Source organism: Mycobacteroides franklinii, assembly GCF_001853795.1.
Classification (GTDB): Bacteria; Actinomycetota; Actinomycetes; order Mycobacteriales; family Mycobacteriaceae; genus Mycobacterium; species Mycobacterium franklinii.
Window position 1 is genome coordinate 1,784,577 of the sequence record NZ_MLIK01000019.1, and the last position, 17,305, is coordinate 1,801,881.

At 64.8% G+C, this 17,305-nt stretch carries 19 protein-coding genes; 15 read left to right on the forward strand and 4 right to left on the reverse strand.

Translation table 11 applies throughout. The features are described from left to right. Positions 1 to 109 precede the first annotated feature (109 nt). The 9 genes from BKG76_RS16300 to rplO all read left to right on the forward strand — a co-directional run bounded on the left by BKG76_RS16300 (position 110) and on the right by rplO (position 5,548). A complete protein-coding gene (locus BKG76_RS16300; RefSeq protein WP_070939292.1) occupies positions 110 to 637 on the forward strand; it encodes a hypothetical protein in 528 nt (175 codons plus the stop codon). 56 nt (positions 638 to 693) lie between these two features. After that, positions 694 to 2,046: an NADP-specific glutamate dehydrogenase gene (gene gdhA / locus BKG76_RS16305; RefSeq protein ID WP_070938526.1), complete on the forward strand. Its 1,353-nt coding sequence runs from the start codon at positions 694 to 696 to the stop codon at positions 2,044 to 2,046. 56 nt (positions 2,047 to 2,102) lie between these two features. Continuing rightward, on the forward strand, positions 2,103 to 2,594 hold the full coding sequence (locus tag BKG76_RS16310) for an MBOE_33420 family protein (RefSeq protein ID WP_070938527.1): 492 nt from the start codon (positions 2,103 to 2,105) through the stop codon (positions 2,592 to 2,594). A 278-nt stretch (positions 2,595 to 2,872) separates the two neighbouring features. Continuing rightward, complete coding sequence (rpsH, locus tag BKG76_RS16315; RefSeq protein WP_030096712.1) at positions 2,873 to 3,271, forward strand: 30S ribosomal protein S8; 399 nt, start codon at positions 2,873 to 2,875, stop codon at positions 3,269 to 3,271. A 14-nt stretch (positions 3,272 to 3,285) separates the two neighbouring features. Further along, positions 3,286 to 3,825, forward strand: a complete 540-nt coding sequence (gene rplF, locus BKG76_RS16320; protein ID WP_070938528.1) for a 50S ribosomal protein L6 — start codon at positions 3,286 to 3,288, stop codon at positions 3,823 to 3,825. A gap of 2 nt (positions 3,826 to 3,827) precedes the next feature. Next, on the forward strand, positions 3,828 to 4,235 hold the full coding sequence (rplR, locus tag BKG76_RS16325; protein WP_030096714.1) for a 50S ribosomal protein L18: 408 nt from the start codon (positions 3,828 to 3,830) through the stop codon (positions 4,233 to 4,235). A gap of 28 nt (positions 4,236 to 4,263) precedes the next feature. Further along, positions 4,264 to 4,929, forward strand: coding sequence for a 30S ribosomal protein S5 (gene rpsE / locus BKG76_RS16330; RefSeq protein ID WP_070938529.1), 666 nt, complete (start codon positions 4,264 to 4,266; stop codon positions 4,927 to 4,929). Further along, complete coding sequence (rpmD, locus tag BKG76_RS16335) at positions 4,922 to 5,104, forward strand: 50S ribosomal protein L30 (protein WP_070938530.1); 183 nt, start codon at positions 4,922 to 4,924, stop codon at positions 5,102 to 5,104. Before rpsE ends, rpmD begins: the two co-directional genes overlap by 8 nt. 3 nt (positions 5,105 to 5,107) lie before the next feature. Next, positions 5,108 to 5,548 carry a 50S ribosomal protein L15 gene (gene rplO / locus BKG76_RS16340; RefSeq protein ID WP_070938531.1) on the forward strand — a complete coding sequence of 147 codons (441 nt, stop codon included), beginning with the start codon at positions 5,108 to 5,110 and terminating at the stop codon, positions 5,546 to 5,548. A 115-nt stretch (positions 5,549 to 5,663) separates the two neighbouring features. On the opposite strand, the gene BKG76_RS16345 is transcribed toward rplO, so the two are convergent. The 3 genes from BKG76_RS16345 to BKG76_RS16355 are packed head-to-tail and all read right to left on the reverse strand — an operon-like array spanning position 5,664 to position 9,004. Then, positions 5,664 to 6,590, reverse strand: coding sequence for an LLM class flavin-dependent oxidoreductase (locus tag BKG76_RS16345; protein WP_070938532.1), 927 nt, complete (start codon positions 6,588 to 6,590; stop codon positions 5,664 to 5,666). Between the two features lie 19 nt (positions 6,591 to 6,609). After that, positions 6,610 to 7,383, reverse strand: a complete 774-nt coding sequence (locus BKG76_RS16350; RefSeq protein ID WP_407937652.1) for a hypothetical protein — start codon at positions 7,381 to 7,383, stop codon at positions 6,610 to 6,612. Between the two features lie 37 nt (positions 7,384 to 7,420). Continuing rightward, positions 7,421 to 9,004, reverse strand: coding sequence for a sensor domain-containing protein (locus BKG76_RS16355; RefSeq protein ID WP_070938534.1), 1,584 nt, complete (start codon positions 9,002 to 9,004; stop codon positions 7,421 to 7,423). Between the two features lie 105 nt (positions 9,005 to 9,109). On the opposite strand from BKG76_RS16355, the gene sppA reads away from it, so the two are divergent. Both sppA and BKG76_RS16365 read left to right on the forward strand, forming a co-directional pair. Continuing rightward, complete coding sequence (gene sppA, locus BKG76_RS16360) at positions 9,110 to 10,861, forward strand: signal peptide peptidase SppA (RefSeq protein WP_070938535.1); 1,752 nt, start codon at positions 9,110 to 9,112, stop codon at positions 10,859 to 10,861. 82 nt (positions 10,862 to 10,943) lie between these two features. Further along, positions 10,944 to 12,083: an AI-2E family transporter gene (locus tag BKG76_RS16365; protein WP_070938536.1), complete on the forward strand. Its 1,140-nt coding sequence runs from the start codon at positions 10,944 to 10,946 to the stop codon at positions 12,081 to 12,083. Here BKG76_RS16365 and BKG76_RS16370 read toward each other — a convergent pair. Beyond that, positions 12,080 to 12,997 carry a class I SAM-dependent methyltransferase gene (locus BKG76_RS16370; RefSeq protein WP_070938537.1) on the reverse strand — a complete coding sequence of 306 codons (918 nt, stop codon included), beginning with the start codon at positions 12,995 to 12,997 and terminating at the stop codon, positions 12,080 to 12,082. The two genes, BKG76_RS16365 and BKG76_RS16370, sit on opposite strands and share 4 nt — an antisense overlap. Before the next feature lie 168 nt (positions 12,998 to 13,165). Between BKG76_RS16370 and BKG76_RS16375 the strand changes: the two genes are divergently transcribed. The 4 genes from BKG76_RS16375 (at position 13,166) to BKG76_RS16390 (ending at position 17,303) form a co-directional block, all read left to right on the forward strand. Then, positions 13,166 to 14,032, forward strand: a complete 867-nt coding sequence (locus tag BKG76_RS16375) for a hypothetical protein (protein WP_070939293.1) — start codon at positions 13,166 to 13,168, stop codon at positions 14,030 to 14,032. After that, complete coding sequence (locus tag BKG76_RS16380; protein WP_070938538.1) at positions 14,029 to 15,303, forward strand: HAD family hydrolase; 1,275 nt, start codon at positions 14,029 to 14,031, stop codon at positions 15,301 to 15,303. Before BKG76_RS16375 ends, BKG76_RS16380 begins: the two co-directional genes overlap by 4 nt. A 129-nt stretch (positions 15,304 to 15,432) precedes the next feature. Beyond that, positions 15,433 to 16,761 carry a preprotein translocase subunit SecY gene (gene secY, locus BKG76_RS16385; RefSeq protein ID WP_070938539.1) on the forward strand — a complete coding sequence of 443 codons (1,329 nt, stop codon included), beginning with the start codon at positions 15,433 to 15,435 and terminating at the stop codon, positions 16,759 to 16,761. Then, positions 16,758 to 17,303, forward strand: a complete 546-nt coding sequence (locus BKG76_RS16390) for an adenylate kinase (RefSeq protein WP_070938540.1) — start codon at positions 16,758 to 16,760, stop codon at positions 17,301 to 17,303. The genes secY and BKG76_RS16390 overlap by 4 nt, the downstream gene beginning before the upstream one ends. Positions 17,304 to 17,305: the final 2 nt, after the last annotated feature.

Here is a 17,305-nt window from a genome sequence, read left to right on the forward strand (position 1 = left end):
TTGCTGATAGTCCGGCAGTGGCTCGACAAACTCGCTGATCTGGAGGGTTAGGCAGCGAGAGGCGTCGAAGAATTCATGTCTGAGCAAATTATGACGAATGGACACACCGATGCAGGTCTCGCAGGGTCGACGAGAAATCACCAAGGCGCGGTTGCGCTCAACCGGCGTGGCGGCGCTCGCAGCGCTTGCCCTAGTGGCGCTTCCCGGTGTGGCCAGTGCCGATCCCGACGTGCTGCAGTCCACCGATCAGCTCGGCCTGCGTTTCGAGAAGACCAGCACACCTCAGCCTGAAGGTGCGACCACCACCATCACGGTGCGCACCGCCGACGGCAAGGTTGTGCAGACGATCTCCGAGCCGTTCAAGGGCTGGCTCGGCAACGCCGATGTCGAATTGCTCGATATCGATCAGGACGGCCGTGACGATCTGCTGGTTCAGGTCGACGCACGCGTCAAGGATGGGAAATGGGCCATCTGGCACGGGGTGGGGTCCAACCCCAAGCTGTCACGTGTCGGAGTGGTCGATGGACATCCCGAGAGTGCCGGACCAGGCCTGATCAGGACGCAGACCGAACAGGGCACCTTCTTCTACACCATCAAGGGCAACGCGCTGGCCACTGCGCCGGCACCGCCTGCCTGACGGCGGGTCTGATGCCGCCTCGTTAGCCAAATGTGCTGTGGTGCACTCTATTAGGTATGCCAGAGGCTTTGCATCCCGTCTTCCAGCCACCTTTTGAGACCGTTCTCGCACGTAACCCAGGGGAGTCGGAATTTCATCAGGCCGTCCTGGAGGTGATGGCCAGTCTGACTCCTCTGGTTGGCAGGACGCCCGACTACGACCGCTGGTCGATCCTGGAACGGATCTGTGAACCAGAGCGGCAGATCATTTTCCGCGTCCCGTGGATCAAGGACGACGGCGCCGTCGAGATCAATCGTGGCTACCGGGTGGAGTTCAATTCCGCGCTGGGACCGTACAAGGGCGGTCTGCGCTTCCATCCGAGCGTGAGCCTGTCGATCGTGAAGTTCCTCGGCTTCGAGCAGATGTTCAAGAACGCGCTCACCGGACTCCCGATCGGCGGCGGCAAGGGCGGATCCGACTTTGACCCCAAGGGCCGTTCGGACGCCGAGATCATGCGCTTCTGTCAGTCCTTCATGACCGAGCTGTACCGGCACATCGGCGAGTACACCGACGTACCCGCCGGTGATATCGGCGTGGGGCAGCGCGAGATCGGGTATCTCTTCGGGCAGTACAAGCGCATCACCAATCGCTACGAATCCGGGGTGTTGACGGGTAAGGGCTTGCCATGGGGCGGATCCCAGGTACGTACCGAAGCCACCGGATACGGTGTCGTGCTCTTCGCCCAGGAGATGCTCGCGACGCGCGCGCAGTCGCTGGACGGGAAGACAGTCGTGGTCTCCGGCGCGGGCAACGTCGCAATCTATGCGGTGGAGAAGGCGCAGCAGCTGGGCGCGACCGTCATCGCCTGTTCGGACAGCGACGGCTACATCGTCGACGAACGCGGCCTGAATCTCGAACTCCTCAAGGAGATCAAGGAGGTTCGCAGGGGCCGACTTTCGGAGTATGTCGAGGACCACGGCGGGGGAGCGCGTCAGGTTACCGACGGGAGCCTCTGGGACGTGCCCTGCCAAGTCGCGTTGCCGTGCGCCACGCAGAACGAACTCGATGGCAAGGACGCAGGCAAGCTCATCGAAAACGGTGTGCAACTCGTCGCCGAGGGTGCCAACATGCCGTGCACTCCCGAGGCGGTGAAGTACTTCCAGGACGCGGGCGTGCTCTATGCGCCGGGGAAGGCGTCGAATGCCGGTGGGGTGGCGACCAGCGCGCTAGAAATGCAACAGAACGCGAGCCGCGACTCGTGGTCTTTCGAGCAGACCGAGACCCGGCTGCGGGCGATCATGCGGTCCATCCACACCACCTGTGTCGAAACCGCCGACCACTACGGGGACCCCGGAAACTACGTGACCGGCGCCAATCTCGCCGGATACACACGGGTGGCCGATGCGATGGTCGCCCTCGGCGTGATCTGAGGATCGTGTTCGATCGTTCGGTTCCGGGCGCGCATCGGCTGTGTTATCAGTGACGTATGCGCAGGTGCGGCGCGTTGGTGCTGACGGCGATCGCGGCTTTGGCCGGTGCCGCGGTGGCGCGTGCCGACCGGGCTGAGCCGGTGCCGCTATATGGCACCTACGACACCTATCTGGATCATGCGCGGCAGACATTCGAGGGCAGGCCGGACCCTTCGGACCCGTCGACGCAGGCGGCACGCTTCACCACCGTGTATACCGCGCAAGGATGCATCGCCCATTGGCTGCGGCTGGCTGATCTGACCGACAATCCCAGCGCGCCGGCACTGTTCGACTACCGGTGGAACGGTGATCGGTGGGAATCGTCCGCGAGCTATCCGTTCCATTGCGGCGGTGGCGGCACGGTGACCGCGACCAGGTCAGACTTCCTGGTCCCGAACGGCGACGGCAGCTTTTACGGGGAGCGGACTTTCACGGTGGAAGCGCCGGGATGCCCGGGCGATGGTCCGGGTACTTACTGGCTGCCCTTCACCTTGACGCCGACGAGCTGAGGCGTCTTCGTCGCCGATTTGGTCGGTAGGTCCAGGTCACCTACACTTGGTCGGTTGCCTGGGCTGTGTCTCGCCCATGGCCGGTCGGTATGTGCTTTCAGGTTCTCATTTCGGGTTCCACGGAGAGCACTACCGATGTACGACCCCTGACCGAACCCGGTCAGATACGGAAGATCACTTCGCAGTAGGCCCACCATGGGATGTACCAGGCCCTTTACGGGAACCAGTACGAGCGTGCTGTATGGGAACCGCGGCGAGAAAGGTTGATGGACTCTGTCATGACTATGACCGATCCGATCGCAGACTTTCTGACACGTCTGCGCAATGCCAACTCGGCATACCACGATGAGGTGACCCTGCCGCACTCGAAGATCAAGGCCAACATCGCCGAGATCCTCAAGCGCGAGGGCTACATCACCGATTACCGCACCGAGGACGCCCGCGTGGGTAAGAGCCTGGTTGTCTCGCTCAAGTACGGCCCCAGCCGTGAGCGCAGCATCGCCGGTTTGCGCCGCGTGTCGAAGCCCGGTCTGCGTGTGTACGCAAAATCCACCAATCTGCCCAAGGTTCTCGGTGGCCTCGGCGTGGCGATCATCTCCACGTCCACAGGCTTGCTCACCGACCGCCAGGCAGCCCGTCAGGGCGTGGGCGGCGAAGTCCTCGCGTACGTCTGGTAGGGGAGGACAAAAACATGTCGCGTATTGGAAAGCAGCCAGTGCTGGTTCCCGCCGGAGTGGACGTCAACATCGACGGCCAGAACGTCTCCGTGAAGGGTTCCAAAGGCACTCTCGAACTGACAGTGAGCGAGCCGATCTCGGTGTCGCGCAACGACGATGGCGCCATTGTGGTGAGCCGTCCCGATGACGAGCGGCGCAGCCGCTCGCTGCACGGACTGTCTCGCACCCTGATCGCCAACCTGGTGACCGGTGTGACCCAGGGTTACACCACCAAGATGGAGATCTTCGGCGTGGGTTACCGCGTCGTCGCCAAGGGATCGAACCTGGAGTTCGCGCTCGGTTACAGCCACCCGGTGCTGATCGAAGCGCCCGAGGGCATCACGTTCGCGGTCGAGACCCCCACCAAGTTCTCGGTCAGCGGAATCGACAAGCAGAAGGTCGGCCAGATCTCGGCCAACATCCGCCGCCTGCGTCGCCCCGACCCGTACAAGGGCAAGGGCATTCGCTACGAGGGTGAGCAGATCCGCCGCAAGGTCGGAAAGACAGGTAAGTGACCATGGCTCAAACGAAGACAGAAGCGAAGCAGCACGAGCCCGTCGGCAAGAGCGTCTCGGAGGTGCGTCGCACCTCGCGTCTGCGCCGCCACGCGCGTCTGCGCAAGAAGGTGTCCGGTACGGACGCACGGCCGCGCCTGGTCGTCAACCGTTCGGCTCGCCACATCCACGTGCAGCTGGTCAACGATCTCACCGGCACCACCCTGGCGGCGGCCTCGTCCATCGAGCCCGATGTACAGGCAGTGGACGGCGACAAGAAGGCACGCAGTGCTCGGGTCGGTCAGCTGATCGCCGAGCGTGCGAAGGCTGCCGGCGTGGACACCGTGGTGTTCGACCGCGGTGGCTACACCTACGGTGGCCGGATTGCCGCACTTGCCGACGCCGCCCGCGAGAACGGGCTGGTGTTCTGATGTTCGTGACTTTCAACGGAAGGAATGCATGATGGCGCAGCGCAATTCGGGCGCTCCCGACAATGCAGGCGGCTCCAACGACGGTCGCGAGGGCGGCCGTGGACGCCGTGACAACCGCGACGACCGTCGTGGTGGGCGTGACAACGCCGAGAAGAGCAACTACCTGGAGCGCGTTGTCACCATCAACCGCGTCTCCAAGGTCGTCAAGGGTGGTCGCCGGTTCAGCTTCACCGCGCTGGTGATCGTCGGTGACGGCAACGGCCTGGTGGGCGTCGGCTACGGCAAGGCCAAGGAAGTTCCGGCCGCCATCGCCAAGGGTGTGGACGAGGCTCGCAAGAACTTCTTCCGCGTTCCGCTTATCGGTGGCACCATCGTCCACCCGGTTCAGGGCGAGGATTCCGCCGGTGTCGTCATGCTGCGTCCGGCTTCGGCTGGTACCGGTGTGATCGCCGGTGGCGCTGCTCGTGCGGTGCTGGAATGCGCCGGCGTGCACGACATCCTGGCCAAGTCGCTGGGTAGCGACAACGCCATCAACGTGGTCCACGCAACCGTCGCGGCGCTCAAGCAGCTGCAGCGTCCCGAAGAGGTTGCGGCCCGCCGCGGTCTGCCCATCGAAGATGTGGCACCCGCCGGCATGCTCCGGGCCCGTGCAGAGTTCGCAGCTGCGGCAGCACAGGGAGGCAGCCATGGCTGATCTGAAGATCACCCAGGTGCGCAGCACCATCGGATCCCGGTGGAAGCAGCGCGAATCGTTGAAGACACTGGGCCTGCGCAAGATTCGCCAGACCGTTGTCCGTGAGGACAACGCGCAGACCCGCGGCCTGCTCCAGGTGGTTCGCCACCTGGTCACCGTCGAGGATGTGAAGTAAGCAATGACCATCAAATTGCATCACCTACGCCCGGCCCCGGGCTCCAAGACCGAGCGCACCCGCGTCGGTCGTGGTGAGGGGTCCAAGGGTAAGACCGCGGGTCGCGGTACCAAGGGCACCAAGGCACGTAAGAACGTGCCGGTGACCTTCGAGGGTGGGCAGATGCCCATCCACATGCGGCTTCCGAAGCTCAAGGGCTTCAAGAACCGCTTCCGCACGGAGTACCAGGTGGTGAACGTGGCCGACATCGAGCGGCTGTTCCCCGAAGGTGGCGACGTGACGATCGAGGCCCTGATCGCCAAGGGCGCGGTGCGTAAGAACGAGCTGGTCAAGGTGCTCGGCAACGGAGACCTCAAGGTCAAGGTGTCGGTCACGGCCAACAAGTTCAGCGACTCGGCCCGCGAGAAGATCACCGCCGCAGGCGGATCGATCAACGAGGTCTAGTTCTCGCTTTTCGGAAAAGGGCGTCCACCTACGGGTGGGCGCCCTTTCTGTTTCGCCGAGTGTGAAGCCATGGCGACAACTCGGGCGTTTTCCCGCCGTACCTTCACTCTCGGCGTCAGGTCAGTTGTGGGATGACCTCGGTAGCGAGGCGTTCCATCTGCTCGCGGTCGGCAGCCACGTCGTCGCCGACGGGATTGAGCAAGACCATCTCCGCGCCGGCCTCGGCCACCGCGTGCAGACCCGCCGCCACCTCATCCGGGGGACCCCAGACCGGCACCGCGTCGATGCCCTTCATCTCGCCGTAGATCCGGTGCAGCCCCGCCTGGACGCGTTTGTGGGCGCGATCGCGGTCATCGTCGATCATCAGGTACACGCGCTTGCCGATGGTGTACCCGGCCGGGTCCTTGCCCTGGATCCCCAACTCCCGGTGGATGATCGTGACCGCCTCGGCGAAGGCGGCGGTCGTGGAGGACCCGGCGCCGAGGAACGCGTCGCCGTGGCGCACCGCACGGGCCAGCGCGGCCGGTGCGTGCCCGCCGAACCAGATCGGCGGATGTGGGCGTTGCACGGGCTTGGGCTGGATCGCGAGGTCGTCCATGTCGCGGAAGCGTCCATGGAAGGTGATGCGCTCGTCGTCCGACCACGCCAGCTTCATCAGATCGAGTCCCTCGGTAAAGCTCGAGATGAAGGTCTGCTTGTCCACACCGAACGCCGCGAAATTGCGGAAGCCACCGCCCGGGGCGACGCCGATATCCAAACGCCCGTGGCTGAGGCGGTCGACCGCGGTGACGGCAGAGGCCAGCTGGAGCGGATCATGCTGTGAGGCAACGAGTACCGCAACTCCCAGACGAAGGTGCGTGGTGCACGCCGCCGCGTAGGCAAGCAGCTCTAGTGGCGCGATGATCGGCGCAGAGCCAATGGTCTGTTCCAGTGTCCAACCGCCGACGAAGCCAAGCTCCTCGGCCCGTCCCAGGTAGGCGCGGACGCCGTCGGCGTCGAAGCTGCCGGTGTCGAACTGAGGGATGGAGATCGAGAACCGCATCTCACCACCGTACGTGCGGCTAGCGTTTTCGGTAGACGTCGGCGACCCAGGATTGCTTGCAGAATCGGTCCTGTGCGGTGGGTGGATCGATGCCCGCGTCGGTGAGCGCCTGGTTGCGCGCGGCCGCGCGGCCCGGTGGGTTGTCGTCGTAGTTGAAGGAGCACAGCGTGTTCCCGTTGGTGTACCAGGTGCGGGCGGGATCGGGCGGATCCGGCCAGTCCGCGGCCTGCACGAATAGCGAACCGAGCTCCACCACCTTGTCCTTGACGAACCGGTAGATGGAAACGCGGCCCGATCCCGCTCCGGTGCTGGCGTACAACGCGGTGAAGCGCTCATCGGTTATCCGGAAGTCCGGGTAGCCGAACACCTGGCCCGCGGACGCGAACTTCCCCGAATCCTTCTGGGCCCGCCAGACATCGAGTGTGTCACCACCCGATCCAACGTCGCTGACGACGATCAGTTCGTCGCGACCGTCCCGGTCGAGGTCGGCCAGCAGGGGTGGGGTTCGTTCCGGTTTGTTGACCGGGACGGTAAAGGTCTGGTTGAGCGTTCCATCGGGCTGGTACACCTTGATCGTGACCGGCGGGGTACCCAATGCCTCGAACGTCAGCTTCGCCGAATCATTGGATCGCAGTACACAATCCAGCGCCGGATCGGGATCGGGTTCGATGGCCTGTGGCTTGATCGAGGAACATGAGTGCAGCGAGTCGAGGCGACTGGGTGTGGCGCTGGTCGATGTACCGGCGCGATGGATACCGCCGTGCGTACATGCGGTCAGAGCTATCGCGGTCACGAAAAGCGCTGCAAAATAAGGCCTTTTCATGGGTTTATCACCGCGCGCCCTGCCGGTACAACGCGGCGACCCACGGCTGCAGGCAGAAATGCTCCTCGGCGGTGGCCGGGTCGACGCCCGCCGCGCGCAACGCATCCATGCGCGCTCCGAGTGCACCCGCCGGGTCATCGGACACGTTCATGGCGCACTTGACGTTGGCGTTGAGGCGCCACTTCGGATCGAGCGGCTTGTTGTCGACCCGCCTTTCGGTGTCCAGCAGCGCCAGTACCGACAGCTTGTTGTCCACGAACCGGAACAGTGCCGCCACACCGGCGTCGTTGCCGTTGCGCGAGAACAGCCCGATGAAACGATCGGAGGTCATCCAAAACCGCGGAACGCCGAAAATCGTTCCGGTCATGTCGAATTGATCGGAGTTGGGCCGCGCCCGCCATACGTCCATGAGGTCGCCGGCTGGGTTGCCGGTTGCCGTGACGACCAGTAGCTCTTCGCGCTTGTCTTGGTCCAGATCCTGCAAGAAGGGAAGGCGTTGGTGGAAGATCGGATTGGGAACCCGAATGGTTTGCAGCTGTGCGCCACTGCCGTTGAACACACGAATGATGCCGGCCGGGGCCCCGGTCACTTCGAAGATCGCGCCACTGCCGTCCGAGGTGCGGATGGTGCAGTCCAGCGCCGGATCTGGTTGCGCGTTCCCGGGTCGGGGCGCGATGGTGTCACAGGTGGGGAGTCCGGCCAACCGTGCGGCGTTCTGGTCCGGAGGCGGCGGTGCATGCTTGGCGTTGGCGATAGTGGTGGCCATCAGCTGATCAAGTAGGCCGGCGTCCGCCTGGTCGGTGCCTTCCACCTCGAAAACGACCCCGCGCACCCTGGCGAGCAGTACGCGCCGTCCCGGAATGCCCGTCGGCTGCTTGTCGGCCGAGGTGTCATCCAGGTCGGCGCTCGCGCTCGTATAGACGTATGTCTGCGTGCCGTCGACGGCCGGCCCCGGGGTAAAGGTGTCGGTGAGGTGCCGATTGCGCACGTCAGGCTTCGCGAATGTGGGGAATGCCTTGTCGTACTGGCCGCATTTCTTGATCCAGTCAGTGGTCAACGCGAACACGTCGGCGTTTTCCCGTTCCCGGTTCACCGTGACGATGATGTGGTTACCGGCGGGGTCCGACTCGTGGTACGTGGACGCCGCGTAGTAGAGGTTCCAGTCGGAACCGTCGGGCGTTCTGGAGAATGACTTGGCGAAGGGGGCGTAGAGGCACTCGGGCGGACGGGTCTCGCCGTCGGTTTGGCCATGCATGCCCAGTCCGGACCCGTCCTCGGAGGCGATATCAGGCGGACGCGTCACCCCTTGCGGGGGGAAGTCGGCGGCCACCGGCAGCAGACCGGCGAGTTCGGCGTTACTTCTCCCACCCAGATCCGAGCCATTGGGATGGAACTTGCCCCGATACTCCGCAGGCAGCCCGGGATAGCTGCGGGTAGGTGCCGCGGCCGTCGACGCCGTCGATTGCGATGGTGTCAGGTCGCGCGTTCCGGATGTATTCAGACATCCGGACACCCCCGGCGCCACGGCCAGCGCGAGTAGCGCGGCCATGCGGACCGCCTTCCGGACCGTCGTCTTCTGTACACGTGTCATCGTTGCCCCTCCGCCAGCGAATGGTTTCGACCCTACGCGCCGGGTGGTAGCGGAGCACGGATTTGTGGTCGGCAGGATTGCCCACTTCGTCGGTACGCTCAAGACATGCTTGCTTTCACCACGCCCGCGGACGTCCGCGACCTGCTGGCCAAGGTTGACACCGCACGTCACCGGGGAGTGCCGCGGGACTGCATCCTGGAACTCGACCTGCTCGAGGTGCCACCGGAATCGGTCAACTTCGACCCGCTGGGCCTCGTGCTCTCGGGTGCGAGCAGGCCACTGTCGCTGCGGCACACCATCACCGCCATCCACCGCGCCATCGACGATCCGCGGGTGGCCGGGCTCATCGCCCGGATACAGATCCCGGCAGCCTCGGCCGGAGCGGTACAGGAGCTCCGGGCCGCGATCGAGGCGTTCAGCGCGGTCAAACCAAGTCTGGCGTGGTCCGAGACCTACCCGAGCACGCTCGCCTACTACCTGGCGTCGGCATTCGGCGAGGTGTGGATGCAGCCGTCCGGAACCGTGGGTCTCATCGGGTTCGCGGCCAACGGGACCTTCCTGCGTGGTGCGCTCGACAAGGCCGGAGTTCAGGCAGAGTTCCTCACACGTGGCCAATACAAGTCGGCGGCAAACCTTTTCACCGAAGACGGGTATACCGATGCGCAGCGGGAAGCCGACGGGCGGTTGCTCGAGAGTCTGTCGGAACAGGTTCGCGACGGCGTCGCCGCGTCACGCAAGCTGGACCCCGCCGACGTGAGCGCGCTGGCCGATCGCGCACCGCTGCGCCGCACCGATGCGGTGGCCGGTGGGCTGGTGGACCGTATCGGTTATCGCGACGAGGCCTACGCGCGCATCGGTGAGCTCACCGGTGTGCAGGCGGACAAAGAGCCCCCGCTGCTGTACCTGGCGCGCTACGCACGGGCTGCCAAGCCGCAGGTGCCCGGTCTGCCGTCGCTACCGGGGCGTGCCGCGCGACCGTCCATCGGCGTGGTCACCCTGGCGGGTCCGATCGTGAGCGGGCGCAGCGGACCACGGCTCTTTCCGCCGGGACCGGCCAGCGGGGGTGATGTGATCGCCGACGCGCTACGCGATGCGGTCGCCGACGATTCGGTGGCCGCCATCGTGCTGCGCGTGGACAGCCCGGGTGGTTCGGTCAACGGTTCGGAAACCATTTGGCGAGAAGTGGTCCGGGCGCGCGAGGCGGGTAAACCCGTCGTGGTGTCCATGGGTGCGGTGGCCGGATCGGGCGGCTATTACGTCGCCATGTCTGCGGACGCGATCATCGCCAATCCGGGCACTGTCACCGGGTCGATCGGCGTACTGACCGGAAAGTTCATCACCCGGGGGCTCAAGGAGAAGCTCGGTGTGGGGGTGGACACCTTGCGCACCAACGCCAACGCCGACGCGTGGTCGAGCAACGAGCCGTTCACCGACGAGCAACGTGATCTCGTCGAGGCCGAGATCGACATGCATTACGACGACTTCGTGCAGCGTGTCGCCGACGGTCGCAACCTCACCGTCGATGCGGTGAAAGCGGTTGCACAGGGCCGGATCTGGTCTGGCAAGGACGCGTTGGAGCATGGCCTGGTCGATGCCCTCGGCGGCTTCCGGGAGGCGGTGGCCAAGGCCAAGGAACTCGCGGATATCGACGCCGACGAGGATGTCCGGATCGCGAACTTCCCCAGCTCGCCGTTGGCGTCGCTGCTGCGGCAGCGGTCGTCGTCACAGCCCGCCGCCGCGGCCGTCACCGACGCGGTACTGGGGCGGGTCGCACAGCTGGCGCTGGAAACGGTGCAGCGTGCGCAGCGGTCCATGGGCAGCGCTCAGGCGATGATGTTGGGCGACTACCGCTTCTAGCCGCTCCGGCGCGAGCACATTTCGCCGCGCCGGTGGCCGCACCGGCTAACGTGTCGTGTGCAGCCGGCGGAAGGGGCGTGGCGTGAACACCGAACTGACCGTGTTTCAGAGGCGGGTGCTCGCGGTTCTCACCGGTGTGGGCATCGCCTTCGGCGTCTACTTCCTGCGCGGATACTTCATCCTGATCGTGGTCGCCGCGGTGGCCGCGTACCTGTTCAGCCCGCTGTACCGGAGATTGGGCCGGCGGTTCGGATCGGGTGTCTCGGCCACCCTGACCCTGCTGTGCGCTTTGGGCGCAGTGGTGATTCCGGTCGGTGCGCTGGTTTACGTTGCGACGGTTCAGATCACCCGCATGGTCGACGGTGTCTCCAACTGGGTGGGGGACACCGATATGACCGCGCTCGGTCAGAAGGCGTTCGCGGTGGTCAACAACGTGTTGGCGCGGATCCCGTTCGTACACGTCCAGTTGACGCCGGACACGTTGCGGCAGTCGATCGCATCGTTGACGGAGAACGTGGGGCACGGACTGGTGCAGGTGCTGCAGAGCACTGTCGGCAGCGTCGCGGCGGGGGTGGCGGCATGCATCATCTTCCTGTACGTGTTCGTCTCACTCCTGGTCAAACAGGATAAGGTGCTCACCCTGTTGCGCCAGCTCAATCCGCTGGGGGAGGAGATCACCGATCTCTACCTCGACAAGATCGGCGCGATGGTGCGCGGAACAGTCAAGGGGCAGTTTGTCATTGCGCTGGCGCAGGGCGTTGCGGGCGCAGCGTCCATCTACGTCGCCGGCTTCCGGCAGGGCTTCTTCTTTTTCGCGATACTGCTGACCGCCTTATCGATCATCCCGCTCGGGGGCGGCATCGTGACGATTCCATTCGGCATCGGCATGATTCTCTTCGGTCATCCGGTCGGCGGACTGTTCGTCATCGCCTGGCACCTGCTGGTCGTCTCCAACATCGACAACGTGCTGCGCCCCTTCCTCGTACCCCGCGGAGCGCGCCTGGATCCGGCGCTGATGCTGTTGGCGGTCTTCTCGGGGATCGCGGCCTTCGGATTCTGGGGAATCATGTTGGGCCCGGTGGTGATGATCGTCATCGTCACCACGATCGACATGTATCTCGCCGTCTACAAAGGGGTCCCGTTCGAAAACACGGACACCGACGAGCCGGAGACGCCGAACCGGCCTTGGTGGAAGCGGCGACGCTCGGGCGTGACCGGCTAGCCGAGAGTGGCGTCGACGTACACGATATTGGGAAATATGGAGCGCAACAACGGGTTCGGGGGTTCCAGGTTCAGCCGGGTGTAGAGTGCGTCATTCTCTTCGGTAACCACCGTCCAGTCGTGTTCGGCCAGCCAGTCGGCAGCCATCTGGCGTTCTTCGGTGTAGACGAGTGACTCCAGGTCCAAATCCAGTGTTTCTCCCGCGAATTGGCGGGTGAGCTCGCGCGCCTTGGAAAAGTCGGCGGTGTCCAATCCGGGAACTTGCTCGCAGACCAGGCGGCTGCCGGGGGCGCTCAGCTCGGTGATCGATGCGAACAGTCGGTCCTGCGCCTCCGGCGGCAGATAGATCAGCAGCCCCTCGGCGGACCACACCGTCGGCTGATTGGGATCGAAACCGGCCGCCTTCAGCGCGGCCGGCCAGTCCTCGCGCAGGTCGATCGCGACAGTCCGGCGTTCGGCACTCGGCGTGGCTCCCAAATCGGCGAGGGTGTCGGTCTTGAACGCGATCACATCCGGCTGATCGAGCTCGTACACCGTGGTGCCGGCCGGCCACTTCAGGCGATAGGCGCGGGTGTCGAGCCCCGACGCGAGGATCACCACCTGGCGCACGCCGGCGGCCGTCGATGACTCGAATGCTGTGTCGTAATACCAGGTGCGGCTTGCCATCCCGTTGGCCATACCGTCCGCGGTGATGCCCAGCTGCACCAGACCCGCCATCTGCGCGGGGTCGAAATCGCCCGACGCCAATTTGGTGAAGTACTCGATGCCGACGGCCCGCACCAGCGGCTCCGCATAGGGATCATTGATCAAGGGGTTGGACACATGGCTGGCCAGCGCGCGCTGCGCGGCCACCATCGTCGCCGTCGCCCCAACGCTCGAGGCCAGATCCCAGCTGTCGTCATCGGTCCGCGCCATTGCAGGCTCCTTCGTTGTAGCGGTCGCCAGTGCCCCGACCATAGTGCGCCGCCGTTCGCGATCGCGCACCCTCGGGTCCGTGGCCTGCGCAAATTCAGTTGTGCGCGCCCCGGGCCGAGGTGTTTGCTGTTCCAGCACAGTGGGCGGCCCAGATGTCCGGAGGTGAACGTGGCCGAAACAGCAGCGCGGTCGCGTGCGGCCGCCACCGGAGCCGGCGTGATGAAGCTGCACCGGCACTCCGTCGTGCTCGACGCACGGCCGTATACCGTCATCACGCTGCGAGCCGACGCCGGTGTGCGATTCTCCACCAACCGTTTTCACGAGACCTGGCATGTGATCTCCGATGAGGCCGGCGCCAAGACGCTGGCGCGACTGCTGTGGGGCCTTGCGTATCAGCGGCATCCCGGGACGCTGGTGCTGATCGACAGCCGTCATTTGGATCCCAATCCCTTCGACGCGGAACCGGCGGACCCGGTGGTGCTGTTGCCATCGCACTCGACGGTGCTCACCAAGCAAGCCGCCAGGGCATTGCGTCGCCAGCCGTGGACCAAGCCCGACGGGACCGTGCGCTGGCGCACCCACGGGCTCGATACTCGAACCGCCGAGTTTCGCCGGTGGCAGGAAACACCTTATGGCCAAAGGGAATACCCGTTCATACCCGAACCCACCGGCTGGGAGACCGTCGAACGCATCGGTGGACTACTGGTGTTGGCGGGCAGCCCACAAACCCTGCGGCAATGGGCCGTCTACGCCCAACTGATGCGCATCACGGCACCCTGGGACACGGACTACGAGTATCTCGCCGACCGCGAGGGCGAGATTCAGATCTTTCGGAACTACCACCGCGAGGTCGGTATCGCGCGGCAGGCGCGGGCAGATATTCTCGGCGCGCCGCACTCCACCGACAGTCAGCTACTGCGGGAAGCGATTTGGGCGCGGGCCGCGCAGATCCGCGGTCAATACATCGAAACTGCCGTCGAAGGCTCACTGGTGGGTCCCGAATCACGGACGCGCGGTGGTACTTTCGGGCGGTGAGGGCAACGGGTTGGCTTGTCGTCGTACTGTCCCTGCTGCTGGCCCCGGTGGCCTGGAACGCGAGCATCCCCGTCGCGCGGGCGGCGCCCCAATGCCGTCAGCTGGACCCGGCACTGCCCTGGTATGGCGACGTCAGGCAGCGGTTACAGGCCGCCATCGACGCCAACAGCACCTGTACCGGCACCTGGAAGCGCCCCAGGAAAGCGGTCGCACTTTTCGACTGGGACAACACCGAAGTCAAGAACGACATCGCCGACGCCACCCTGGCCTGGATGCTGCGGCACGACAAGGTCCGCCAGCCGGCCGACTGGTACGACACCAGCCGTCACATCACCGAGGCCGCGGCCACGGCGCTGCGCACGGCGTGCGGTACCGCCACGCCAGCAGGCCAGCCGCTCCCGACATCGTCCAATGCCGCGTGCGCCGACGAGATCCTGGCCATCCGCGAAGGAAAGACCCACGACGAGCAGGAAGCGTTCACCGGATACAACCAGCGCTGGAGCAACGGCGCCTATGTGTGGACCGTCGCCCTGACCACCGGCTACACCGCCGGCGAGGTGGCCGAATTCGCGCAGGCCGCCAAGCGCGAGAACCTCGCCGCTCCCGTCGGTACCAGCCAGACCATCGGCAGCACCATGGTGCCCGGCTACGTGCGCGTCTACCCGCAGATCAAGGACCTCATCGCCACCCTGCAGGCCCACGGCGTCAACACCTGGGTCATCTCGGCATCCTCGGAGGTCATCGCCAAGGTGTGGTCACCGGAAATCGGCATCCCGGCCAGCCAGGTCATCGGGGTGCGCAGCGTCTACGACGCCAACGGAAAGCAGACCCCGCACGTGCAGGGCTGCGGTGGACAGCCCGACGGCGCCGACACTGTCATCACCTACATCGATGGCAAACGGTGCTGGGCCAACCAGGTGGTCTTCGGTGTGCGCGGACCCGCCGCGTTCGAACCCTACGACGTGAACAAGCGGCAGATTCTCGCCGCAGGGGACTCGACCACCGACGTAACTTTCGTCGAGGACGCGACGGCGGCGCACCTCGTCATCAACAGGAACAAGACCGAGCTCATGTGCCGGGCCTACGACAACGCCGATGGCAAATGGCTGATCAATCCGATGTTCATCGACCCGTATCCGCAGCACACGGACCCGTACCCGTGTGCGACCGACGGCAGAACCAACCCCGACGGCAGTACCGGCCCACTGCCAGGTTCCGACGGTACCGTCGTCCCCGACCAGAAGGACACCGTCTTTTCCACGGGTATGTAGCGAACTGTTAGTCTCGTACGCGGCCCGGGCGTGCCCTGACGGCCGCCGAAACGGTTACCCAACGCTGGGATCACCAGCTGATTCATCTAGCAGATCACGTGGCGAGCTGCCGGGTGCGCAGGAGGATGTGTGCTTTCCGCTTTTGTCTCTGCTCTCAGGACAGCTGACCTGAGGCGGAAGATCCTCTTCACGATCGGGATCGTGTTCATTTACCGGCTTGGTGCGACGCTGCCGTCTCCCGGGGTGAACTACGCCAACGTGAAGTACTGCGTCGAGCAGGTCAGTAGCGGTGACTCGGCACAGATCTACTCGCTGATCAACCTGTTCTCCGGTGGTGCGCTGCTGCAGCTGTCGGTGTTCGCGGTCGGCGTCATGCCGTACATCACCGCCAGCATCATCGTTCAGCTGCTCACCGTGGTCATTCCCCGGTTCGAGCAGCTGCGCAAAGAAGGCCAGGCCGGCCAGGCCAAGATGACGCAGTACACCCGCTACCTTTCGGTCGCGCTGGCGCTGCTGCAGTCCACTTCGATCGTTGCCCTTGGTGCCAGCGGAAACCTGTTGCAGGGCTGCGACCGCAAGGACGAGATCGTGGCCGACCAGTCGATCTTCGCGCTGTCGGTGATGGTTCTGGTGATGACCGCCGGATCGACCCTGGTGATGTGGCTCGGCGAAATGGTCACCGAGCGCGGTATCGGAAACGGTATGTCGCTGCTGATCTTCGCCGGTATCGCCGCGCGCATCCCGGCCGAAGGCAAGACCATCCTGGACAGCCGCGGCGGTGTGACATTCGCGGCGGTCTGTGTGGCGGCACTGTTGATCGTGGTCGGTGTCGTCTTCGTGGAACAGGGCCAGCGGCGTATCCCCGTCCAGTACGCCAAGCGCATGGTGGGCCGGCGGATGTATGGCGGTACCTCCACGTACTTGCCCCTGAAGGTCAACCAGGCCGGTGTTATCCCGGTCATCTTCGCCTCGTCCCTGCTGTACATCCCGGGCTTGATCACCCAGCTGGTGCGCAGCGGTGGTAAGGACAAGACCGGCTGGTGGGACCGCTTCGTCAGCACCTATCTGACCGACCCCAGCAACTACTGGTACATCGCCATCTACTTCACCCTGATCGTGTTCTTCACGTTCTTCTACGTGTCGATCACCTTCAACCCCGATGAGCGCGCCGACGAGATGAACAAGTTCGGTGGCTTCATCCCGGGTATCCGTCCCGGACGCGCCACCGCCGACTACCTGCGCTACGTGCTCAATCGCATCACGTGGCCGGGATCGATCTACCTGGGCATCATCGCGATCCTGCCGAACCTGTTCCTGCAGATCGGTAACTCCGGCGGTGCACAGAACCTGCCGTTCGGTGGAACTGCGGTACTCATCATGATCGGCGTCGGCCTCGATACGGTGAAGCAGATCGAAAGCCAGTTGATGCAGCGTAACTACGAAGGGTTCCTGAAGTGAGAGTGGTGTTACTCGGCCCGCCCGGGGCAGGCAAAGGTACGCAGGCGCAACTGATTTCGGAGAAGTTCGGCATTCCGCAGATCTCCACGGGCGACCTGTTCCGCTCGAACATCAGCGAGGGCACCGAGCTGGGGATCCAGGCCAAGCAATACCTGGACGCCGGCGACCTGGTGCCCAGCGAGGTCACCAACAAGATGGTCGAGGCGCGCCTTGACGAGGCCGACGCCGCGGCCGGGTTCATTCTCGATGGATTCCCGCGCACCGTGGACCAGGCCGATGCGCTGGCCGCCATGGAAGAGGCCCGTGGCGTCAAGATCGACGCCGTGCTGGAGTTCCGGGTGCCGGTGGAGGAGCTCGTGCAGCGGCTGCTGGGCCGTGGCCGCGCCGACGACACCGAGGACATCATCCGCAACCGGCTCAACGTGTACCGCGATGAGACCGCACCGCTGCTGGAGTACTACCAGGACGTGTTGCAGACCATCGACGCCGTCGGCACGGTGGACGAGGTGTTCGCGCGCACGTCGCAGGCTCTGGGCCGGTAGCA